This is a genomic window from Pelomonas sp. Root1217 (genome assembly GCF_001425705.1).
Taxonomy (GTDB): domain Bacteria; phylum Pseudomonadota; class Gammaproteobacteria; order Burkholderiales; family Burkholderiaceae_C; genus Pelomonas.
This window is the reverse complement of record NZ_LMDC01000005.1, coordinates 1-22,599: the sequence shown is the minus strand read 5'-3', so window position 1 is coordinate 22,599 and position 22,599 is coordinate 1. Positions and strand designations below refer to the sequence as shown.

At 67.3% G+C, this 22,599-nt stretch carries 17 protein-coding genes and 3 tRNA genes; 16 read left to right on the top strand and 4 right to left on the bottom strand.

Annotated features, from left to right (window positions below):
• Positions 1-2: 2 nt before the first annotated feature.
• Positions 3-1,481, bottom strand: coding sequence for a GAF domain-containing protein (locus ASC95_RS08330; RefSeq protein WP_057297295.1), 1,479 nt, complete (start codon positions 1,479-1,481; stop codon positions 3-5).
• Between the two features lie 180 nt (positions 1,482-1,661).
• On the opposite strand from ASC95_RS08330, the gene ASC95_RS08325 reads away from it, so the two are divergent.
• The 10 genes from ASC95_RS08325 to ASC95_RS08280 are packed head-to-tail and all read left to right on the top strand — an operon-like array spanning position 1,662 to position 11,918.
• A complete protein-coding gene (locus tag ASC95_RS08325; RefSeq protein ID WP_057297294.1) occupies positions 1,662-2,570 on the top strand; it encodes a BadF/BadG/BcrA/BcrD ATPase family protein in 909 nt (302 codons plus the stop codon).
• Positions 2,567-3,295, top strand: coding sequence for a GntR family transcriptional regulator (locus tag ASC95_RS08320; protein ID WP_057297293.1), 729 nt, complete (start codon positions 2,567-2,569; stop codon positions 3,293-3,295). Before ASC95_RS08325 ends, ASC95_RS08320 begins: the two co-directional genes overlap by 4 nt.
• Positions 3,295-4,419 carry an N-acetylglucosamine-6-phosphate deacetylase gene (gene nagA, locus ASC95_RS08315; RefSeq protein ID WP_057297292.1) on the top strand — a complete coding sequence of 375 codons (1,125 nt, stop codon included), beginning with the start codon at positions 3,295-3,297 and terminating at the stop codon, positions 4,417-4,419. Before ASC95_RS08320 ends, nagA begins: the two co-directional genes overlap by 1 nt.
• Positions 4,400-5,422 (top strand): SIS domain-containing protein, encoded by a 1,023-nt coding sequence (locus tag ASC95_RS08310; RefSeq protein WP_200960103.1) that lies wholly within the window; start codon positions 4,400-4,402, stop codon positions 5,420-5,422. The genes nagA and ASC95_RS08310 overlap by 20 nt, the downstream gene beginning before the upstream one ends.
• A gap of 2 nt (positions 5,423-5,424) precedes the next feature.
• Positions 5,425-6,897, top strand: a complete 1,473-nt coding sequence (gene nagZ / locus ASC95_RS08305; RefSeq protein ID WP_235537819.1) for a beta-N-acetylhexosaminidase — start codon at positions 5,425-5,427, stop codon at positions 6,895-6,897.
• 20 nt (positions 6,898-6,917) lie between these two features.
• A complete protein-coding gene (locus ASC95_RS08300; RefSeq protein ID WP_235537816.1) occupies positions 6,918-8,174 on the top strand; it encodes an MFS transporter in 1,257 nt (418 codons plus the stop codon).
• Positions 8,123-9,013 carry a glycoside hydrolase family 16 protein gene (locus ASC95_RS08295; protein WP_057297290.1) on the top strand — a complete coding sequence of 297 codons (891 nt, stop codon included), beginning with the start codon at positions 8,123-8,125 and terminating at the stop codon, positions 9,011-9,013. Before ASC95_RS08300 ends, ASC95_RS08295 begins: the two co-directional genes overlap by 52 nt.
• Positions 9,010-10,131, top strand: coding sequence for a glycoside hydrolase family 18 protein (locus ASC95_RS08290; protein ID WP_057297289.1), 1,122 nt, complete (start codon positions 9,010-9,012; stop codon positions 10,129-10,131). The genes ASC95_RS08295 and ASC95_RS08290 overlap by 4 nt, the downstream gene beginning before the upstream one ends.
• The gene (locus ASC95_RS08285; RefSeq protein ID WP_235537813.1) at positions 10,128-11,207 is read left to right on the top strand and encodes an acyltransferase family protein; all 1,080 of its coding nucleotides are present in this window, start codon (positions 10,128-10,130) and stop codon (positions 11,205-11,207) included. The genes ASC95_RS08290 and ASC95_RS08285 overlap by 4 nt, the downstream gene beginning before the upstream one ends.
• A 3-nt stretch (positions 11,208-11,210) precedes the next feature.
• Positions 11,211-11,918 carry a DUF6445 family protein gene (locus tag ASC95_RS08280; RefSeq protein ID WP_200960102.1) on the top strand — a complete coding sequence of 236 codons (708 nt, stop codon included), beginning with the start codon at positions 11,211-11,213 and terminating at the stop codon, positions 11,916-11,918.
• A gap of 68 nt (positions 11,919-11,986) precedes the next feature.
• Here the strand turns inward: ASC95_RS08280 and ASC95_RS08275 are convergent, their stop codons facing one another.
• Positions 11,987-14,626, bottom strand: coding sequence for a TonB-dependent receptor (locus ASC95_RS08275; RefSeq protein ID WP_057297302.1), 2,640 nt, complete (start codon positions 14,624-14,626; stop codon positions 11,987-11,989).
• Between the two features lie 437 nt (positions 14,627-15,063).
• Between ASC95_RS08275 and ASC95_RS08270 the strand changes: the two genes are divergently transcribed.
• Positions 15,064-16,014, top strand: coding sequence for a cupin-like domain-containing protein (locus tag ASC95_RS08270; RefSeq protein WP_057297288.1), 951 nt, complete (start codon positions 15,064-15,066; stop codon positions 16,012-16,014).
• A gap of 19 nt (positions 16,015-16,033) precedes the next feature.
• Positions 16,034-17,041 carry a cupin-like domain-containing protein gene (locus ASC95_RS08265; RefSeq protein WP_057297287.1) on the top strand — a complete coding sequence of 336 codons (1,008 nt, stop codon included), beginning with the start codon at positions 16,034-16,036 and terminating at the stop codon, positions 17,039-17,041.
• Position 17,042: 1 nt separating this feature from the next.
• Here ASC95_RS08265 and ASC95_RS08260 read toward each other — a convergent pair whose 3' ends face one another.
• A complete protein-coding gene (locus ASC95_RS08260; protein ID WP_200960101.1) occupies positions 17,043-18,653 on the bottom strand; it encodes a tryptophan halogenase family protein in 1,611 nt (536 codons plus the stop codon).
• 105 nt (positions 18,654-18,758) lie between these two features.
• Positions 18,759-21,554 (bottom strand): TonB-dependent receptor, encoded by a 2,796-nt coding sequence (locus ASC95_RS08255; protein WP_057297286.1) that lies wholly within the window; start codon positions 21,552-21,554, stop codon positions 18,759-18,761.
• Between the two features lie 547 nt (positions 21,555-22,101).
• Between ASC95_RS08255 and ASC95_RS08250 the strand changes: the two genes are divergently transcribed.
• From ASC95_RS08250 to ASC95_RS08235, 4 genes are all read left to right on the top strand, one after another.
• Positions 22,102-22,186, top strand: a tRNA-Tyr gene (locus ASC95_RS08250).
• A 38-nt stretch (positions 22,187-22,224) separates the two neighbouring features.
• A tRNA-Gly gene (locus tag ASC95_RS08245) sits at positions 22,225-22,298 on the top strand.
• Between the two features lie 74 nt (positions 22,299-22,372).
• Positions 22,373-22,447, top strand: a tRNA-Thr gene (locus ASC95_RS08240).
• Positions 22,448-22,501: 54 nt separating this feature from the next.
• On the top strand, positions 22,502-22,599 hold a 98-nt coding region (locus tag ASC95_RS08235; protein WP_233151794.1), incomplete at its 3' end, for a GTP-binding protein.

Genomic DNA, 22,599 nt, shown 5'->3' with positions numbered 1-22,599 from the left:
CGTCAATCCCTGATCACCGCCTCGAACAGCAGCGCGAGCTGGCTGGCGATCAGCAGCTCCTGGCGTGTCCAGGCCCGCGTCGCGCGGGCATCAACCAGCCACAGAGCGCCGGCCAACTGAGCACCGTCATACAGGGGAACCTCGATGCGCGCCTCGGCGGCGCCTTGGAGGCCGGATAGCTCGGCATGGCAGGGATGCAAAGCCGCGTCCGGCAGGGCGAGTGGCGCGCCATGGCGGCTCAGCAGGTCGACGTAGCGCGGCTGCTCGGCGTTGCTCAGCCCGCCCTGGCCGAGCGGCCAACGGACCACGCTGGCCAGCCCGAGGATGCGACTGCTTGCCGCCTTCAGCTCAGCCAATGCCTCGGGCGGCGTTACCGTGGCCAGGCGCTGGCGCTGGCCGCACAGGTGCAACAGCAATTCCTCGGGTGTGACCGGCGTGCCGGCCTCTTCGGCAGGTGGCGCGGCCAAGGTCGTGCGAGCAGGCAGGCTCAGCCGCTCGATCTCGGACTGCAGGGCCAAGTGTTGCCACAGATGGTCCAGGGCGCCGGGCGCGTCTCCCGCGGCCTGCAACAGCTCGGCCAGCTGCAGATGCGCCTGACGCGCCTGCGCACGGGCCTGGATGCGCTGGGCCAGGGCCAAGCCATGACGAGTCGAGCGCACGGCGGCGGCGTTGTCGCCGCGGGCCAGGGCGATCTCGGTCCAGGTGCGGCTGGCCGCGGCCTCCAGCCACGGGTAACCTTGCCGAGCCGCAATGTCCAGCGCCAGACGGCAATCGGCCACGGCCCAGTCCATGCGCTGGCGGGCCAGGGCCGCGCGGGCCAGATGCCAATGCGCCTCGGCTTCGAAGACCCGGTGACCGCCACGTCGCGCCGCCGCCAGCCCATGGCTGAAATGGCGTTCTGCGGCCGGCAGGTCGCCAGTCTCGAAACTGCCCACGCCGATGTTCAGCGCCAGCTTGGCAGCCAGATAGCTGTCGTCGCTGCCTTTGCTCAGCAGCGCCAGCTGCTCGCCGGCATCGCGCATCTGGCGCAGGCCGCGAGCCCAGCCGCCTTGGGCGTAGTGGATCTGACCCAGGCCGATGCGCGCCGCCACGCCGGTCTGCAGATGGCCGCTGACTTCCGACAGGTCCAGTGCGCGCGACCACTGCTCGCTGGCGAGCTGGTACTCGCCCTGCTGATAGGCGATGCGGCCCAGCGCCTCACAGACACGCGCGGCCTGCACTGGGAAGTGGCCGGCGGCGGCCAGTGCGCCGGCCTGCTCCAGCGCCGGCAACAGTTCGAGCGCCCGTCCGCGTGGTTCCAGCAGGCCGAAGCGCGCATACAGCGCGTCGACGCCGACAGCGGTGTCGCTCGCCGTGAAAGCGTTTACGCTAAGCGCATCCAGCAGCCGGTCGGCCGCGGCGGGGTGGCGATGGGCGACGCGGGCGATACGGCCCAGCAGGTCGGCCAACGCCTCGCTGGCGGCAGGATGAAGGGTGAACACGGCGGCGGATCCGGATGGATCGGGTTGGTTTCTCACTGGTATTCTTGTCGATTCCGAGAGCAAGCCGCATTCTGACTCGGGCTGATCCGTAGTCCAATCGAGTGGCCGTAGACCAGTTTGAAACCAATTGACGCGCCTGCTCGTTGGTATTAGAGTGGTATCGACTGAATGCCGTCGACCATGCCGCCTGTTCTCGATCCCTCCCTCCTGACTTCACACGACTCCGGCCGGGCTGCGCGCTGGTGGATCGGCATCGACGGCGGCGGCACCAGCACACGGGCCGTCGTGGCCGATGCGCATGGGCACGTTCTCGGCCGCGGTGAGGCCGGCGCTTCGGCCCTCGGCCAGGGCGCTGAGCAAGCCTGGCGCCATATCGCCGAGGCCATCGACCGCGCCAACGTGCCCGGTCTGATGCTGCAGGATTGCGCTATCGGCCTTGGCCTGTCGGGCACCGGCGTGCCGGCGCAATTGCGCGCCTTTGTCGCGGCCGACCCCGGCGTGGCCCGCTTCAGTTTGGTCACCGACGGCCTCGTCGCCCTGCTGGGCGCCCATGGCGGCCAGCCCGGCGCACTGCTGATTTCAGGCACGGGCTCGGTGGCCGAGGCGCTGCTGCCCGACGGAAGCCGGCGCATGGTGGGTGGCTGGGGCTGGCAGATCGGCGACGAGGGCAGCGGTGCCTGGCTCGGGCAGCAGGCCATGAAGCTCGCGCAAGCAGCCTATGACAGCCGTGCCGCCGCCGGCCCGCTGGTGCAGGCCGTCTGGCGCCAGACCGGCGCGACGCGCGAAGCCATGCTGGGCTTCTGTGCCCAGGCGGGCCAAGGTGGCTATGCCAGCCTGGCGCCGCTGGTCTTCGACCACGAAGAAAGCGACGCTGCAGCCGGCGCGCTACTGACGCAGGCGGCGGGAGCGCTCGACGCTCTTGCTGCCGCCCTCCATCCCACCCTGCCGCTGGCCCTGGCCGGCAGCATCGCGCTGCGCCTTGCGCCGCGCCTCAGCCCGGCCTTGCAGTCCCGCCGTGTCGAACCTCAGGGCGAGCCGGTCATCGGCGCGCTCTGGTTGATTCAACAACAAGAAATGAACAACGCATGAGCGCCGTCTTCAATTTCAAGCCTGATCCCAATGCGGCGTCGCCGCTGTATATGCAGCTCGCGCAGAGCCTGGCGACGGCCATCCGCGAGGGTGTCTTCCACGCCGATGAGGCCCTGCCGAGCGAGCGTGTGCTGGCCGAGCAGCTTGAGCTGTCTCGCGTCACGGCGCGCAAGGCTATCGACCGTCTCGTCGAGCAGGGGCTCATCATCCGCAAGCGCGGCTCGGGCAACTACATAGCGCCCAAGCTGGAGCAGCCGCTGACCCGCCTGACCAGCTTCTCGGAGGAGCTGCACCAGCGCGGCTTCGTGCCCAGCTCGCGTTGGCTGCTGCGCGGCTTCACGCCGGCCGCGCCCGACGAGCAGCTGTCGCTGGAGCTGAAGAGCGGTGAGCGCGTCGCTCGCCTGGAGCGGCTGCGCCTGGCCGACTCGGTCGTCATGGCCTACGAGGTGTCTGTGCTGCCGCAGACCGTGTTGCCCGACCCGCAGAAGGTCGAGGCCTCGCTCTACACGCATCTGGGTGAGCGCGCCCCGGTGCGCGCGCTGCAGCACATCCGCGCGCTGAACGCGGACGCGAAGCTGGCCGGTCTGCTGGAGGTGCCGTTAGGGGCCGCGGTGCTGTTCATCACGCGGGTCGGCTATCTGTCGTCCGGCCAGGCCGTCGAGCTGACGCATTCCTACTGCCGCAGCGACTACTACGACTTCGTCGCTGAAATGAGGCGCGACTGATGCGGCTGGAGGGAGACATCGTCACGCCGCAAGGCGTGATCACCGGCCATCTGGATATCGCCCACGGCCGCATCACAGCCGTCAGCGGTACGCCCATCGACGGGTGCCGTGCCGGCGAGGGTGGCCGGCCCATCCTGCTGCCGGGCTTCGTCGACACCCATGTGCACGGCGGCGGTGGCCGCGACACCATGGAGGGCGGCGACGCCATCGCGACCATCGCGCGTCGCCATGCGCGCCACGGCACGACGGCCTTCCTGGCCACGACGATGACAGCGCCGGTCGGCGAGATCGAGGCCGCGTTGAAAGCGCTCGGGCCGGTCTGCCGGGAGCGCGGCCCCCAGTCGGCGCGCGTGCTCGGCGTGCATCTTGAAGGCCCCTACATCAGCCCTGATCGCCTCGGTGCCCAGCCCGCGCATGCCATCCCCGCGACGCTGGAAGAGGTGCTGCGGCTCAACGAATTCGCGCCCATCAAGGTGCTGACCATCGCGCCCGAGATGGCCGGCCACCTGGCGCTGATCGGCCCGCTGCGCGACGCCGGCATCCGTGTGCAGATCGGCCACAGCAATGGCGGCTATGACGACGGCGTGGCGGCCCTCCAGGCCGGCGCCGCCGGCTTCACCCACCTCTTCAACGCCATGACCGGCCTGCACCACCGCGAGCCCGGCATGGTCGGCGCGGCGCTCGCGCATGGCGAGCATGCCGAGCTGATTCCTGACCTCATGCATGTGCACCCCGGCGCCATCCGCGTCGCGCTGCGCAGCATCCCGGGCCTGTTCTGCGTGACCGACTCGACCGCCGCCGCCGGCATGCCCGACGGCGAGTACCGCCTGGGCGAATACACGGTGCAGAAATGCCTGGGCGGCGTGCGCCTGGCCGACGGCACCCTGGCCGGCAGTGCGCTGACCATGGACCAGGCCTTGCGCAATCTCGTGCAGGTGCTGGGCCTGGACCTGATGGATGCCGCGCGGCGCGTGTCGACCGCCGCGGCCGAGTACCTGGGCCTGCCCGACCGCGGGCGCCTTGCCGCCGGCGCCTGGGCCGATGTGGTCGTGATGGATACAGCGCTGCAACTGCGGCGCGTCTTTGTTGAAGGTGAAGAGATCGATGTCGTCGTTGATGCTTGAAGAGGCGCTGAGCGCGCCGGACGTGGTGGCCCGCCAGCTGGCGGCCGACCCGCTGAGTTATGCCCGCCTGGGCCAGGCCCTGCAGGAACAGCCCCCGTCCAGCGTGCTGACGATTGCGCGCGGCAGCTCCGACCATGCGGCCCACTACCTGGCCTATCTCGTCATGGCGCGCCTGGGCCGGCTGGTCACCTCGCTGCCGATGTCGTTGATCACGCTCTACCAGAGCCGCATCCATTGCCAGGGCTTGTTGTCGATGGCCTTCTCGCAGTCCGGCCAGAGCCCCGACCTGATCGCGCCGACGAAATTTTTTCGCGAAGGCGGTGCACGCACGGTGGCCTTCGTCAATGCCAGCGGCTCGCCGCTCGCAGCCGCGGCGGAACATGTGTTCGAGCTGCATGCGGGCCCTGAGAAGAGCGTGGCCGCCACCAAGAGCTATATCGCCCAGCTGGTCGCAGGTGCCCGCGTCGTCGCGGCCTGGCAGCAGGACGACGCCCTGCGCGCCGCACTGAACGTGCTGCCGACGGCGCTGGAGCAGGCCGCGAAGCTGGACTGGAGCGCCGCGTTGCCGGTGCTGCAGAACGAGGAGCGCCTCTTCGTGCTCGGCCGTGGCACGGGCCTGGCCGTTGCGATGGAAGCGGCGCTCAAGCTCAAGGAAACCTGCGGCATCCAGGCCGAGGCCTTCTCGGGCGCCGAGGTCAAGCACGGCCCCATGGCGCTGGTGCGGGACGGCTATCCGCTGCTGGTGTTCGCGCCGCGCGGCCCGGCCCAGGCAGGCCTGCTGGCCATCGCCGAGGAGATGCGTTCACGCGGGGGGCGCGTGCTGCTCGCCGCCCCGCAGGGCACGCCCGGCGCCGAACTGCCGCTGGTGACCACGGGCAATGAGGACCTGGACCCCATCGCCCTGGCGCAGAGCTTTTATCCCATGGTCGAGGCGCTGGCGCGAGCCCGCGGCTTCAACCCTGACGTTCCGCCCAACCTCGCCAAAGTCACCAAGACGCATTGATCATGAGCACCTTTGATCCCGGCCGCCTGGTGATGGTCGACATCCCGGGCCAGAGCCTCGACGCCGAGACTGCGACCTTCCTGCGCGAGCAAAAGATCCGCTCGGTCTGCCTGTTCCGCAAGAACATCGGCACCGAGAGCGAGGTGAGGGCGCTGATGCGTGACCTCATCGACGTGCTCGGCCCTGAAGCGCTGATCGGCATCGACCAAGAGGGCGGCGCGGTCGTGCGCGTGACCTTCCTGCCGCAGCCACCATCGGCCATGGCTTTGGGCGCCAGCGGCGATGCTGACCGCGCCGAGGCCGTGGGCGCCGCAGTGGCGCGCGGTCTGAAGTCGCTGGGCATCAACTGGAACTTCGCGCCGGTACTGGACGTCAACAACAACCCGGCCAACCCCGTCATCGGCGAGCGCAGTTTCTCCAACGACCCGGTCGAGGTCAGCCGCCTCGCGGCCGCGTGGATGCGGGGCTCCCTGCGCGAAGGCGTGGCCTGCTGCGTCAAGCACTTCCCCGGCCACGGCGACACGCATGTGGACTCGCATCACGCCCTGCCCACCGTCGACAAGACGCGTGCCGAATTGAACGCGCTGGAACTGGCCCCGTTCAAGGCGCTGGCCTCCCAAGCGCCGGCCATGATGACGGCCCACATCGTCTACCCGCAGATCGACCCGGACCGCCCGGCCACGCTGTCGCCGCAGCTGATCGGCGGCATCCTGCGTCAGGACTGGGGCTATGACGGCGTCGTCATCACCGACGCGCTGATGATGAAGGCGGTCGCCGAGCGCTTCGGCTATGCCAAGTCGGCCGTCATGGCCATCGAGGCGGGCGCCGACATGGTGCTGGCCCAGGGCTCACCGGCCGAGCAGCTCGTCGCGATCAACGCGCTGCGCGATGCCTTCGCCAGCCGCCGGCTGACGCCCGAGCAGGGCGAGACCGCCAACCGCCGCCTGGACCGCCTCGCCGCCGCCTATCCGGCCCGTGCCATGGACGACAGCGCTGCTCGCGCGGCCGACCATGCGCTGATGGCCGAGGCGTGGGCCGCGGGCCTGACTGCGCTGCGCGGTGCCGCGCCGCCAGCGCTCGACGCCCCCATCCGCGTCATCGTGCAAGGCGATGTGCCGACCGACATGGTGTCCGAGGCGGGCCCCACCGGCCGCCAGGCCGTGGCGCTGTTCGAGGCCTTCACCGACGCCCAGGTGCAGATGGTCGACGACATCGCCCAGCTCGACTGGCGCACGGTGCCCAAGGACGGGCGTGTCAATGTGCTGGTCTCCACGCGCCGCGCCCGCTACGGCTTGGCCGCGAGCGAGTGGCGGCCCGACCTGCACCTGTCGCTGTGGAATCCTTACCAGAGCCTGGACGTCGCCGGCCCGACCGTGCTGAGCTGGGGCTTTGCACCCGGTGCATTGGCCGGCCTCAAGGCCTGGCTGGAAGGTCGAACCCAGGCCGCCGGCCGCGCGCCGCAGGGACTGCAGTGATGGAACAGGCTCGGACTCCAATGAGGTGGGTGCCCACCCTGTACTTCGTGCAGGGCATGCAGTTCTTCGTCGTCATGCTCATCGCGGGGCTGATGTTCAAGAACCTGGGCGTGGAGAACGACCAGATCGCCCGCTGGACGGCCGTGCTCGGCCTGGCCTGGGCCATCAAGCCGCTGTGGAGCCCGTTCCTGGAGCTGGCGCGCAGCAAGAAGCTCATCGTCGTCGTGGCTCAGTACGTTGGCGCGGTGGGCCTGGGCCTGATGGCGCTGGCCCTGCACCTGCCGCACTGGTTCGGCGCGGCCATCGTCGTGCTCTTCCTGATCGCCTATGCCTCGGCCACGCATGACATCGCCTGCGACGGCCTGTACATGGCCTCGCTCGACGAAAAGCGCCAGGCCGCCTATGCCGGCTGGCAGGGCGCCTTCTTCAACGGCGCGCGCTTCTTCATCACTGGCGTCATCCTGAAGCTCGCCGGCCATCTGGAAGGCACGATGGGCGCGGTCAACGCCTGGTCCACTGTCTTCCTGGTGCTGGCCGGCCTGGTAGCGGTGCTGGCCACCTACAACGCCCGTTTCCTGCCGGGGACGCTGAGCACCGAGCACAGCGAGCTGACCGCCTCGGGCGTTGCCTCGATGCTGAAGGAGGTCGTCGTCGACTTCTTCAGCAAGCCGGGCATCTGGCGCGCGGTGCTCTTCATCGTCATGTTCCGCTTTGCCGAAGGCCAGGTGCAGACCATCGGCCCGCTGTTCCTGCTGGAAGCGCGCGACAAGGGCGGTCTGGGCCTGACGACCGGGCAGGTGGCCGACGTCTACGGCTGGGTCGGCACGGGCGCCTTCCTCGTCGGCTCGGTGCTGGGCGGCTGGGTCACCAGCAGGCTCAGCCTCAAGCGCGCGATGCCGCTGCTGCTGCTGGCCATGAGCGTGCCCAATGTGACCTTCTACTACCTCGCCAGCCAGCTGCCGGCCGACATGCCGCATATCGCCGCAGCGGTCGGCGTGGAGATGTTCGGCTATGGCTTCGGCTTCGTCGGCATGATCCTGTACATCATGCAGGCCGTGGCCCCGGGGCGCTTCCAGACGGCCCATTACGCGCTGGGTTCGGGCGTCATGCAGCTGGGCTTCATCTTCGCCAAGTCGATCAGCGGCGACATCCAGATCGCCATGGGCTACCAGCAGTTCTTCGCCTGGACGATTGGCTGTGGCCTGCCGGCATTATTGCTGCTGCTGTGGGTGCCGATGCCGCGCAAGGCCGCGCCTACCGAGGCCGTGCCGGCATGAAGGCCGCGGCGCTGTTGCTGGTTGCCGCGGCTCCTGCATTCGCCGCTGGCGAGTTCTTCGACGACTTCTCGCAGACCAGCCTGGACGCGCTCCGCCAGAGCGGCTGGGTGCTGCGCGAGGGCACCGGCCACCCGGGCCTGCCGGGTGCACGCTTCGCCACCACCCAGCTCTCGCTGGACGGCGGACTGCTCAAGCTGAAGATGTCAACGGACGGCACGCCGGCCAACACCTCGCTGGCCCAGCTCTGCGCGGCTCGCAAGTTCCTGGTTGGCACGACGACGGCGCGCGTGCGCTTTCGCGACACCGCCGGCTCGCGCGACCCCATCATCCAGAGCTTCTTCCTCGCGGGGCCGCTCAAGCACGACTACGACCCCGACTTCAGCGAGGTCGACTTCGAGTATCTGCCGCATGGCGGCTGGGGCGAGCCGGAGACGCGGCTCTACGGCGTCAGCTGGCACACGGTGCGCATCGACCCCTGGGAGTCTTTCAACCAGGCCTCCATCGTGCAGGGCAGCTTCAATGGCTGGCAGCTGCTGACCGTGCAGGTCGAAGCGACGCGAACCCGCCACTACGTCAACGGCAGGCTGATGGGCGAGCACACCGGCCGCAATGTGCCGGCCAAGCCGATGGCGATCAGCTTCAACCATTGGATTTCCGACGGTGCGACGGCGGGTGCGCCGCGCGACTACGAATTTGAGGTCGACTGGGTGCTGCACGAGGCCGGCAAGACGCTGAACCCCGCCGCGATGCAGGCCCGTGCAGCGCAACTGCGCAAGCAGGGCGTGGCCCGCCGTGACACCGTGCCGGATGCCGGCCTGACCAGCGAATGCAATCTATGAAGAAGACCCTGATCGCCGCCCTGGCGCTGGCAGCGTCCCTGGCGCAGGCACAAACCAGGCCCGTCGTCGGCACCTACATCCTGGCCGAGCGTGGCGTGGATGTCGTCGAGCAACTCCAGCCCGGCCGCGTCACGCACCTGCTCTATGCCTTCCTGCTGATCTGTGGCGAAGGCGAGCGCAAGACGGAGGCCGCGGCCTGTGCCGGCAAGCCCAATTTCAGCATCGCACCGCATGCCGACCAGGACGTCTTCTCCGCCGCCTTCCAGCGCCTGAAGGTCCGCGACCCCAAGGTGCAGGTGCTGGCCTCGGTGGGCGGTTGGGGCGGCTCCGACCCCTTCTTCCATCTGGCCGCTACCGCTGCGGGCCGTCAGGCCTTCGTCAAGCACGCCGCCGACTGGCTGCGCGCCCACCCCGGCTTCGACGGCCTGGACATCGACTGGGAGCATCCCGGCTCCAACGGCGCCGTCAACGGCGTGCAGCTGGGCAGCAAGGCCGACGCCGAGAACTATGTGCTGCTGATGCAGGACCTGCGCGCGGGGTTGGATGCGCTGGGCCGCGAAGCTGGAAAGCGCTACGCGCTGACCACTGCGATCGCCACGACCAAGGAGCAGCTCGCCCGCATGGCCATGGGCCGCGCGGCGCCGTCGCTGGATCTGGTCTTCATGATGACCTACGACTTCGCCGGCCCCTGGACCAGGAAGGCCGCCAACCACACCGCGCTGCGCAGCGCCAAGGCCAGCGACGACACCAGCTTGGAGGCGTCGGTCGCCAACCTGAAGCGCGAAGGCGTGCCGGCGGCCAAGCTCGTCGCTGGCGTGGCCATGTATGGCCGTGGCTTCGACGGCGTCAAGGCCGATGGCAGCTATGCCAGGCCCTGGCCCAATGAAGACGGCTCGGTGCCCTTCAAGGACATCGACTCGCTGACCGGCATGAAGGCGCACTTCGACAAGCGCACCCAGTCCTGGGCCATGGTCGGCGGCGGTCGCTTCGTGGGCTACGACGACCCGCGCGCGGTGCGCGCCAAGGTCGCGTTCGCCAAGAAGGCGGGCCTGGCGGGCGTGTTCGCCTGGGAGCTCAGCCAGGACAACGGCGAGATCCTGAGCGCGATGCAGCCGTGAGCAGCTTCTCGTCTTCACGACGCATCGCGTCGGTGGACGCGCTGCGTGGCCTGGCCGTCGCGGCCATGCTGCTGGTCAACAACCCGGGCGACTGGGGCCACGTCTACGGGCCGCTGGAGCATGCGGCCTGGCATGGCTTCACGCCGACCGACCTGATCTTTCCGCTCTTCCTGTTCATCGTCGGCGTCTCGGCCGCACTGGCGCTCGGGCCACGTGTGGATGCGGGCGCCCCACCCGGGCCGCTGCGCGCGGCGGTGCTGCTGCGCGGCTTGCGCATCTTCGGGTTGGGCCTGATCCTGCATCTGCTCGCGTGGTGGTTCATGCACAAGCCCGAGTTCCGCGTGCTGGGGGTGCTGCAGCGCATTGGCATCTGCTTTGCGTTTGCCGGCGTGGCGGCCCTGCATCTGCGCGTGCGTGGGCAGTGGGCGCTGCTGCTGGCCCTGCTGGCGGGCTATGGCGCGCTGCTGCAGTTCGGCGGCGTGACGCTGGACAAGGTCGGCAGCCTGAACCAGCGCATCGACACCGCCGTGCTCGGCCGCTGGGCCTACGAGTGGGATGCCGCGACCGGCGCCGCCTTCGACCCCGAGGGCCTGCTGTCCACGCTGGGCGCGCTGGCGACGACGGTCTTCGGCCTGCTCTGCGGCGGCCTGCTGAGGCGTGAGCAGACACGGGCGTTGCTGTTGACCGGCGTTGCGGCTGGGCTGGTCGGCTGGTGGTGGTCGTGCTGGCTGCCCTGGAACAAGCAGTTGTGGACGCCGTCCTTCGTGTTGTGGACCGGGGGTCTGGCGGCCGTCGCGCTAGCGCTGGCGCACCAGTGGATCGATCGCCTCGGCCACCGCCCATGGGGCCGCGCCTTCGGACTGAACGCCATCGGCGCCTATGCCGGGGCCTGGATGTGCACGGTGCTGCTGGCGGCCACCGGCTGGATGGAGCCGCTGTACCGCACCGTGTTCGGGCCGCTGGGTGCCCGGTTGGGACCGCACGTCCAGTCGCTGGCTTTTGCGCTCGCCTTCGTCGCCGTCTGGGCCATCATCGTCTGGGCGTTGGACAGGGGCCGGCTGCACTGGAAGATCTGAATCATGAGTGACGATGCGTTCGCCATCCGCATGCCGCCGGACATCCGGTCGGTGCAGATGGGCGAGCATCAGGTGATCGTCATCGACAACTTCCTGGACGATCCCCAGCCGTTGGTCGACGCGGCGTGCGAGGCTGCTTTCAAGCCTTGCCCGGGCGCGGATGAGCGCCGCGGCTACCCCGGCGTGCGCGCCCCGGCGCCGATGGCCTACTCCGAAAGCCTGACGGCGCTGCTCGACCCGCTCATCAAGGTCAACTTCGGCGTGCCCGAGTCGCTGCCGGTGAAGAAGACGCCCTGCGTGTTTTCGCTCACCACCGTGGCGCCGCATGAGCTCGGGCCGCTGCAGCGGGTGCCGCACTTCGATGCCAGCACGCCGCACTACATGGCCGCGCTGCTCTATCTGTGCGACGACCGGCATGGCGGCACCGCCTTCTACCGCCACCGCGCCACCGGGCTGCAGCAGATCACCGCGGAGAACCGCGAGCGCTACGGCGCCGCGATCTACGACCAGGTGGACCGCCAGCCCGCACCACCGCGCTACTTCGACGACTCGGACGCACATTTCGAGTTGCTGGGCGTCATGCCGGCGCGCTTCAACCGCTTGATCATCTACCGTGGCAGCCTGCTGCACTCGGCCATCGTGAACCCGCAGCGACTGCGCAGCGATCCGCGCACGGGGCGGCTCACGGTCAACACCTTCTACGACTTCTAGCCTCGGCCTCTCCAGCAAGAAAAAAAGCCCGGCGGCTGCCGGGCTTGAAGGAGACAAGCGGACAAGGATCAGAACTTGGCGGTCAGGCCCAGCTTGTAGGTCGTCTCGCCCTTGAAGGACCAGGCCGGGAAGCCGGCGCGCAGCGGGTCCTTGATGGCGGTGTTGCTCGCCGCGGCGGGGCCGTACTGCACGTCGTCTTCCTTGGTCAGGTTGACCGCGTCAAAGCTCAGCTTCAGCCACTTGTTGATGTTCCAGCCCAGGCTCAGGTCGAGCGTGCCGTAGGCGTCGTGCATGCGGTTGCCGTACCAGTAGGCGCCTTCGCGGATCATGTACTTCGAGCGCCAGTTGTAGGCCAGGCGGCCAAAATAGCTCGCGCTCTCGTAGTAGCCCACCAGGTTCAGGTTGTGCTTGGATGCCTGCGTGAAGACAGCCAGCTGGTCGATATAGCTGCTGGCCGGTGCATTGCCTTCGGTGAAGGTGTAGTTGCCGATGACGCCGAAGCCGTTGCCGAAGCCGTGGTTGGCTTGCAGCTCCACGCCGCGGATGCGGCCGCCGCCGGCGTTCTCGAAGCTCTGCACCGTCCAGTTGTCGACCTTGGTGAGCGGGTCCACCAGGCCCACCTTCTGGTTGGCCAGGGCCTTGGCGACGACGAAGTTGGAGATGTCCTTCACGAAGAAGGTGGCCGACAGCAGGTTGCCCTTGCCGTAGTAGTACTCCACGCCGAAGTCGGCCTGGCTGGACTTCATGGGCTTGAGGCCCACGTTGCCGACGGTCCAGGTCTCGTTGTTGGGCCGGTCATCGTTGTAGCCCGACACCGTCACGCCGAACATGTTGGCGAAGTTCGGGCGGGTGATGGCCTGGGACGCCGTGGCGCGCAGCACCAGGTCCTTGCTCAGGTCGAAGGCGAGGTTCAGGCTCGGCAGCACATCGTTGTATTGCGCGCCACTGACCGCCGTCGTCTTGGCCCAGTTCTGGTTGCCGCTGTACTGGTCGGCGGGCGTCGTGCCGTCGAACTTGTAGCCGGTGCTGGTGATCTTGGTCGAGATGTAGCGCAAACCGAAGTTGCCGCGCAGGCCTTCGGTGTCGAACTCGAACATGCCGTAGGCCGAGCGGTTTTTTTCGTTGAGCTCGCCGTAGCCCGAACGGTCTTCCGCCCAGCCGGAGATGTTCTTGCGGGTGTTGTTCAGCATGGCGCCGATGTCGGCACGCGGGATCGTCCAGCTCGCTGCGTCCACCGAGCCGTTGAACAGCGAGGTGGTGGCGACCGGGGCGATCGTGCTGTTCCAGATCGGGCGGAAGCTGCGCTTCTCGAAGGTGTGGTCGGCGAAACGGACGCCGGTCTTGAAGGCGCTGATGACGCCCCAGTCCAGGTGGAAGGTCGCGTCGAGCTGGGCGAACTTCTCCTTGTCCTTGTTCGGGCCGGCCGACGTGGCCCAGGTTTCCGGCGACATCTGCGCAGGCAGCGCGCTCACGCCCCACGACTGGTTGTTCGCCGGATTGATCTGGATCTGGTGGCCGGTGGCGTCGATCGTGCCTTGCCAGTTCGGTCGCATGAAGGGACCGGCCGCACCGTCAAACGCAGCCGTCTGGTAGTTCGTCGTGATCGACGTGCCGCCCGTGGCCTTGGTGTTGCCGACCACCAAATCCAGCTTGCCGTTGGCCAGCTTGTAGTGGGCATCTGCAACGACGCTGTCCGAGTCCATGCTGGCGCCGCGGGCCCAGACCTGGAAGAACTTGTGCGGCAGCGGATTGGCGGCCGTGGTCGTGCTGTGCAGGCACATGCCATTGGGGTTGAACGCGGAACTGACGGCGGTGTTGCGCTGGTCGCAGTTCGCGTCGTGCATCAGGTAGTCGCTGGCGTTGGAGCTGTCGGCGTCCAGCTTCATCTTCAGCACGTTCAGGCCCAGCTCCATGCCTTCGATCGGGCGGGCCTGCAGCGCGACATTCAAGGAGGTGCGCTTGCGCTCCGTCACGAAGGTGGTGGGGGCCACGTCGCTGTTCCAGCGGCTGTCGGACTCGACGCCGTTGCGGATGTAGTTGCCCTTGGAAAGGCCGGCGGCCACCAGCACACCGAAGCTGCGGCTGGGCGTGCGCCAGCTGTACAGACCCGACACTTCTTTCTCGGGGTCGCTGAAGGTGCTGCGGCCGTAGTGCGTACTGACGAAGACGGTGTTGGCATCCAGGTCCAGCGGCTTGCGGGTCTTGACGATGACGGTGCCGCCGATACCGCCTTCGGTGAGGTTGGCCTGCGAGGACTTGTAGACCTCCATGCCGCCGATCATTTCGGCCGGCAGCAGCGAGTAGTTGAACGAACGGTCGATGTCCATCTGGTCGTACCAACCGGTGGACGCGACGGTCTGGCCGTTCAGCGTGGTGTAGGTCATCTGCGGGTCGGAACCGCGGATGGACACCGACGAGCCCTGGCCGAAAGCACGGCCGACGGACACGCCGGGGATGCGGCCCAGGGCCTGACCCACGTCGGAATCGGGCAGCTTGCCCACGTCCTCGGCCGAGACGGCGTCCACCACGGCGCTGGCGTTCTTCTTGATCGTGGCGGCGGTCTGCAGCGAGGCGCGGATGCCGGTGACGACGACCTGCTCGAGCTGGGCCGGCGCGGTTGCCGCAGCCTCTTGCGCCTGAGCGGCGAGCGACATGCTGAGCAATGTCAGGGCGGCTGCGGCCGCGATGGGGGTCGGTTTGACCTTCATGAACTGATCCTCGTTGTGGCCATTGATTCGATTGGGCAGGTGGCTGCTTCGGGCCATCGCATACCAACTTCAGTCCGGTTGTCGTCTCGTCTGGCTCTGAATGACGTGCAACCAGTGCAATGCCACTATAGCGATCGGTAACGCCACTTTGCTACCAATTTAGATCGAGTAGTTTCCCGGGTGGCTTAGACGACGCCCGCGAAGGCGCGGTGCTGTGCCTCTTGAGAGGGCGTCCGTAAGGTGCAATTGGTATCTGATTGGCGTCCGTCGCTTTGTTGTCCGATGGCGACGAGTGTTTTGCTTCGGCGGCGCCCCTTGCGGCGGTTCAGCAAACTGGTCAGCAAGTGGACTTGCTCAAATGCGGGTTTGCCGGAGGCCGGGTCTTGCAACGGAGCCGGGACAATGGGCCATCCCTGTATGCGGCGATTCCAAGCGACATGAATGCGGTTGAAAGCTGGTCGGCGGCCGACGAGCCGCAACTCAAGGACCGTCTGGAGCAGCGCGCCGAGCCGGTCCTGTTGAGGGGGCTGGTGCACCACTGGGCCGCCGTGAAGGCCGGCAGCGATGGCCCGCTGGGAATCTGCGACTACCTCCAGCGCCTGGACCGGGGCGTGGAGGTCATGGCCACCAAGACGCGGGCGGCAGCGCGGGGCGTCATGGGCTACAACGACAGCCTGACCGACTTCGCCTTCGTCAAGGCACGCATGTCTTTGCCGGAGTTCATGTCGAACCTGGCGGCCTATCTGCCGGTCGACGGGGCGCCGTCCATCGCCGCGCAGTGCGCCAGGGTCAGCGACGTCATCCCCGGCTTTCTGAACGAGAACCGGCTGCGGGCCTTGCCCGATGTCGTGCCCAACTTCTGGCTGGGCAATGCGCTGACGGTGCCTGTCCACCACGACCACCCCTACAACCTGGCCTGCGTGGTGGCCGGGCGCCGGCGTTTCACGCTGTTTGCGCCCGAGCAGGTGGGCAATCTCTACATTGGGCCGCTGGAACACACGCCGTCGGGCGCGCCGATCTCGGTCGTGCCTCCGAAGTCGCCCGACTTCGAGCGCTACCCGCGTTACCGTGAAGCGCTCGCATCGGCCCGGGTCGCCGAGCTGGCGCCGGGTGATGCCCTCTACATCCCGCCGCTGTGGTTCCACCAGGTCGAGGCGCTGGAGAAGGTCAACCTGCTGATCAACTACTGGTGGCCAGTGGTCGGTGCCAAAGACCTGCCTGCGCCGGCCCATGCGCTGATGCAGGCCATCCAGGTGCTGAATGCCCTGCCCGCAGCGCAACGCGCCGCGTGGGCGGCCATGTTCGAGCACTATGTGGTGCAGCGTGAGCAGGAGCCCGCCGCACACATCCCCGAGCCCTGGCACGGCGTGCTGGCGCGGCGGCGCTGAACGGAGCCCCATGCACCCGATGAAGGAAGTCGATGGCATCACGCGTGAGCGCTTCGAGCGCGACGTGGTGCCCGCGTATGAGCCGGTGGTGATGCGCGGCGCGGTCAGGCATTGGCCGCTGGTGGTGCAGGGGCAGGCGGGCCTGGAGCCCTGCCTGCAGTACTTGATGGGCTTTGACGGCGGCAAGCCTGTGGATGCCGTGCTCGCCAAGCCTGAGCTGACGCGTGCCTTCAGCTACAAGCCGGGCCTGGACGGCTTCAACTTCATGCGCGACAAGCGGCCCTATGCCGCGCTGTTCGAGCAGCTCTGGCGGTACAGCCATTTTCCCGACCCGCCGAGCCTGGCGGCGCAAAGCGCACTGGTGTCCGAGGCTCTGCCGGGCCTGGAGCAGGCCAATGTGCTGCCGCTGCTCGACGCCGCTATTCCGCCGCGCATCTGGATCGGCAACCGCGCGACGGTGCCGGCCCATTTCGACGACTCGCACAACATCGCCTGCGTGGCCGCCGGCCGGCGCCGCTTCACGCTGCTGCCGCCGCAATGTGCGCCGCTGCTCTACCTGGGCCCGCCGGACTACGCGCCCACGCCGGCGCCGATGTCCGTCGTGCCCGACCTGCACCAGGCGGACCCGGCGCGGTTTCCGTTGCTGGCCGAGGCACTCAAGCAGGCCGTGGTGGCCGAACTCGAGCCAGGCGACGCGATCTACATGCCGCCGCTGTGGTTCCACCAGGTCGAGGCGCTGGCCCCCCACCTGAACATCCTGATGAACTACTGGTGGCGGCCGCTGGCCGCGCCGCAGCGCCCGGACGACCTGCACCTGGCGGCGATGCGCCTGGCCATGCTGGCCTTGCGCCACCTGCCGGACGGCGAGCGAGAAGGCTGGCGCGCGCTGTTCTCGCACTACGTGTTCGGTGCGCGAGGAGAGGGGCTGACGCATATCCCCGAGGGCCAGCGCCATCTTTTCGGTGACATCGACGCGGCGGCCGACGCCGTTGTGCGCAAAGACATCTTCGACCGCCTGAAGTCGTGAGTCACCAGGTGTAGATCTGCAAGGCCTTGTCGCCGACGCCCGGTGGGATGTCGGCCAGCAGTTCGCGGTGGTCCGGAAAATTCGTCGCACTGCGTGCGATGAAGTCGTCCACCGCCTCCAGCCGGTGGCGGGCCTGGTGCGCGGTCGGCACCTGCAAATCTTCCACGTCTGGAAAGATGCCCATGCCCGCCAGCAGCGCATACCAGGACACGGCCGGGTAGCCGCCACCGAAGCGTCCCGTCTTGAGCGCGGCGACCAGGGGCTTGCGCGACATCCACGTCATCAGCACGCCTTGCAGCGAGTCCGACAGGTGCATGTTCTCGGCGTTCTCGCGCCAGTAGTCGGTGTCGGTGCGTGAGTTGGTCTTGTAGTGCGCCACGATGTAGTCGCGCGTGTTGTCGAAGCGCTTGTGCATGGCGGCGTTGAACTGCTCCTGCGCCGAGCTGCCGAGGTCGCCCTTTTCCAGCACCTCCACCAGCATGGACGCCGTGACCTGCACGAAGAGCAGGGCCGTGGCTTCCAGGGGCTCGATGAAGCCCTGTGACAGGCCGATGGCCACGCAATTGCGGTTCCAGACCTTGGCCATGCGGCCCACGCGCATCTTGAGGTGGCGGGCCGGGGTGTCCGCGTCGAGCAGGCCCAGGTGCCGGCGCAGCTCGGTCTCGGCCTCGTCCGCCGAGCAATGGGCGCTGCTGTAGACATAGCCGTTGCCCTGGCGCTGGGTGAGCGGGATCTTCCACGCCCAGCCGTGGCGCAAGGCGGTCGACACGGTCTGCGACTCGATGGGACCTTCCAGCGGCGTCGGCATCGCTACGGCCGCGTCGTTGAAGAGGTTCTCGCCAAAGCCGACGAAGGGTGTTTGCAGCGCCTTGCCGATCATCAATGAGGAAAAACCGCTGCAGTCGACGAAGAAGTCGGCGGTCAGGATCTCGCCGTCGTCGAGCTGCAGCCCGCCGATGTCGCCGCGCTCATTGAGCTGCACCTGGGTGACGTGGCGTTGCAGGTGGGTCACGCCGCGCTGCACGGCTTTGCGGCCGAGGAATTGACCCAGCAGGGTGGCGTCGAAGTGATACCCGTACCAGACGTCGAACGGGAAATTGTCCTTGGCGCGCGGGCCGCGGGCCTGGCGCGCCAGCGCCGCGGACAAGAAGAAGCGGTCGGGATGCGCATGCACGTCCGCGCCATCGAGCCGGGCGTGCACGTTGTCCACGAAGGGATGCATGGTCATGTTGTCCAGCATCGACACGAAGGGGTGGAAGTAGCGCTCGAAGCCCGGCTTGGTCGACCAGCCGTCGAAGGTGATGCCGCTCTTGTAGGTGGCATTGCACGCCGGCATCCACTCGGACTCCTCGATGCCAAGGATCTCGAAGAAGCGCCGCAACCAGGGCGTCGAGCCCTCGCCCACGCCGATGATGCCGACCTGGGGGCTCTCCAGCACGGTGACCTTCAGGCGGGGGCCATAGGCCGTGGTGGCGAGCATCAGCGCCGTCATCCAGCCCGCCGATCCGCCACCGACGACGCAGACATGCTTCACCGGCGGCGGCGCATCCGTGCTGCCACCCAGGGGGCGGGCGGCGATGTACTGGTCGATGAGGGTGGCGGTGTCGCTCATTGGGAGATCGAATGAAAAGGGGAGCGTGGTCTGCACGCTCCCCTTTGATTGTGTTCACCAGCGGCGCCGGCCGGAACCCGAGAGTTCCAGCAGTGCCGTGCTGCATCAGAACTTGATGCGCGCGGTCAGGTAGAACTGGCGGCCGTTCTTGTAGATCGCGCGCGGTTGCACTTCCGAGGCGTAGTACTTCAGCTTCGGGTCGTTCAGGTTCTGCGCATCCAGGCTCAGGGCGAAGTTGTCGTTGAACTTGTAGCCCAGGGAGGCGGACAGCACGCCGGTGCCCTTCTGGAAGTAGTCGGTGCCGCGGTCTGTGCCGATGAAGATGTCATCGGTGTAGCTGTAGTTCAGGCGCGCAGAGAACTGGTCGTTCTCGAAGAAGCCGCCCACCGTGAACGAGTTCTTCACGTCGCCGCGCAGCACATGGCCATCCTGGTCGTGGCCGTCCGCGAAGGTGTAGTTCGCGCTCACGCCAAAGTTGTTGGCGATGGGCGTCTCGAACGCGAACTCCATGCCCGTGACCGAGGCCTTCTTGTTGGTCAGGCCAGTGACGACGAACTGGCGGTTGACCAGCTGCTGCACGCCGCCTTGCTGGTTGGTGTTGCCCAGCAGCACCGGGTAGGTGCCGGTGAAGCTGCCGTTCGTGATGTAGCTGCCCATCTGCATGTGGAAGGCACCCATGGACACGAAGGCGCGCGGTGCGAAGTACCACTCGATGTTGGCGTCGAAGTTGGTCGAGCGGATCGGCTTCAGGTCGGGGTTGCCGGCTGTGCCGCCGCCGATGGCGTTGTTGTCCAGGAACATGCCCGTCGTGCTCAGCGACGTGAAGGCGGACAGCGCGGTGTAGTCGGCGCGAGTCACCGTGCGGCTCAGCGCGAGGCGGCCGACGATGTTGCGCGTGACCTCCACGCGCATGCTGGCACTGGGCAGCAGGTCGGTGTAGGTGCGGTCCGCGGCGGTGGCGGTGAAGTCACCGAAGGCCGACGACACGTCCGGCTTTTCGCCCGGGAAGCTGGGGCGGAAGGAACCGGAGGACTGCTTGGTGCGAACCGCGCGCAGGCCGACGTTGCCGCTCCAGCCGTCGCCTTCCAGGTTGCCCTGCAGATAGGCGGCGGTGGTCGTTTCCTTCACGCTGTACTCGCCACCGTCGAAGGGCGAGCGGCGGGCAACAGGGTCGCGGTTGGTGACGCGGCTGTTGTACTCGGCCAGCGCTGCGGCGGAGATGTAGGTGAGGTTGGTGGGGAAGCCGCTTCCGAGGCCGCTGCCGTAGTTGCCAGGATAGGCCTGGCTGAAGGCGGGCAGGGTGTAGGGCGACAGCTGGGGCGCGTCGTTGCCATTGGCATCGGCGCAGGCGCTGGGCTTGCTCCAATCCCAGGGGCCGACACGGTAGGGCGTACCGGTGGCACAGCCCGGGCCCTGGTTCAGGGTGGCGTCGGTGTAGCGCTTGTGCTGGGCACTGCGCACGCCGAACTTCAGTGCCTTCAGCACGCCGACGTCGAGCGAGTACTCGCCGTCCACCTGGGCCCAGCTTTCCTTGTCGTGCACGATGACGTGCTCGGCGCCGAAGATCCAGTCGAAACCCAGCGTCGGGTTGGTGAAGCTGAAGGCGGGCGCCGTGTCATTGCCCTGCAGGGCATAGCTGGCGCGCGTGGCGGCGATGTGTGGCTCGACGACGTCCTGGCTGACCGTCTGGCCCTTGCCCTTGGACGTGCCGGCATTGGCGGTCAGCGTCAGCGCGCTGTTGACCTTGAAGGTGCCGTCCAGGCTGACGAAGTTGCTCTCGGCAGAGGCCTTGCGCGAGATCATGTCGTAGTAACCGGCCGTCGACGAGGTGGCCCAGTCGAAGGTGGCCTGCGTCAGCGTCTTCACGCCCTTGCTGTCGGTGGCGATCTTGTAGTTGGAGATCGTGGCGCTGTTGATCAGGCCGGCGCGAGGCGCCATCAGGTAGTTGCGGTTGTAGTTGTCCGCATCCATCTTGGACGAGAAACCCGTCAGCACCAGATCGATGTCCTGCGTGGGCTTGAACTCGGCACGGACCAGGCCGCCCTTGCGCTCGCGCTCCTGCGTGAAATAGGCCGCGCCGATCAGGTCGGGCGTGTACACGCCGATCAGATCCGGATGGGCCGTGGTGAGGGCTGGCGCGTTGTCCTTGGTCAGCTGGTTGATGAAGCCCAGCGTCTCGACACCGTCACGGCGCAGGCTGCGCTTTTCCGAAAAGGCCTGCACCAGCACGCCGAAGGTCTTGGCGTCGTTCTTGAAGTTCAGCAGGGCGCTGAGCTGCGGATCGCTTTTCTTGGGCAGGCTGGCGTAGACCGCGCCGATGCCGGCTTCGAAGGTCAATGCCTTGGAAAACTCCAGCGGCTTGCGGGTGATGATGTTCACCGAGCCGGCCGTGCCGCCTTCCACCAGGGAAGCTTCGGCGCTCTTGCGCACTTCCACGCGACTGACCAGTTCGGAAGGCAACAGCGAGTAACTGACGCTGCGGCCGACGCCGGCGCCGGTCTGGTCGAGCACGAACCAGTCACCGTTGGCGATGCCGTGCCCGTCCAGCAGGGTCTGCGTCAGGCTGGGGTTGGTGCCACGCAGGCCGACGCGGTCACGCTCGTCGAAGCCGCCGGAGCCGCCCGCGGGGCTGTTCAGGATGGTGACGCCAGGCACGCGGGCCAGCGAGTCGGCCACGTTCTTGTCGGGCATCTTGCCGATGTCTTCAGCCGAGATGACGTCGATGTGGGCGTCCGCGTTGCGCTTGACGCTCAGCGATTTTTCCTGCGACGCGCGGATACCGGTGATGGTCACCGTGTCCAGTTGTTGAGGAGCCGGCGTTTGTTGTGCCATGGTGGCGCCGCTGGCGCCGAGCAGAGCGATGAACACCGCCTGCGAGATGGGGGTCTGCTTGACCTTCATGGTCTGTTCCTCGTTGTGGCCTATGAATTGGAGCGGCGGTGACTGCTTCGGGTGCGGTGCATACCACCTTGGGTCCGGTTGGTGCCTTAGCTGCCCTCAAAAGCGCCTCCAACCAGTGCCATGCCACTGTAACGATTGATAACGCCACTTTGCTACCAATTTCTACTGAGGGGTTTCCCGAGTAGTGACGTCTGTGCACGCTACCCATGGGGTGCTACCTCATGGGGTAGTGCTTTGGTGCGGCTATTGGTATTAAATTGGCATCACAACGTGTGTGAAACTGTTGCGGTTCGGCGACGCGTGACTTGCGCATGGCATCGTTTGGCTTCCATCGCGCGCGCCAGCGGTGGCCGAGTGGCCTGAATGTGGTCCTGAATTGGTCGCCTTGGCGTCGCAGGGTGGGTTCCGCTGCATGCGAGTAATCAAGTCGCTGGCGGGTTCTGTTTGATCTAAGCGGCGCGTCGGCGTTGCCGCGGCCGCTTTGTTCTTCTTGGTGAGGCTCTGTTGCGCCCCATTTGCCCTGTGCTATAGTTGCGGGCTTGCCTCAGGAGGGGTGGCCGAGTGGTTAAAGGCAGCAGACTGTAAATCTGCCCGCATAGCGTACGCTGGTTCGAATCCAGCCTCCTCCACCAAAGCTGCCGTTGCTGGCGGTTGCGGCAGGGCTCCCAGGGCGGGAGTAGTTCAATGGTAGAACCTTAGCCTTCCAAGCTAATGACACGGGTTCGATTCCCGTTTCCCGCTCCATTTCGGACGGCTTGGTTGGTCAGCGTCGACACCGGTTTGCCGGCCAGTTCATCTGGCGTCAAACCCGTGCCGATGCCCTTGTGGCTCAGTGGTAGAGCACTCCCTTGGTAAGGGAGAGGTCACGCGTTCGATCCGCGTCAAGGGCACCACCGATTTCTCTTTTTCTTCTACTCGTTTCAACGGGTTCGCCTCAGGAGCGCAAGATGGCAAAAGGCAAGTTTGAACGGACCAAGCCGCACGTGAACGTGGGCACGATCGGTCACGTCGACCACGGCAAGACGACGCTGACGGCAGCGATCGC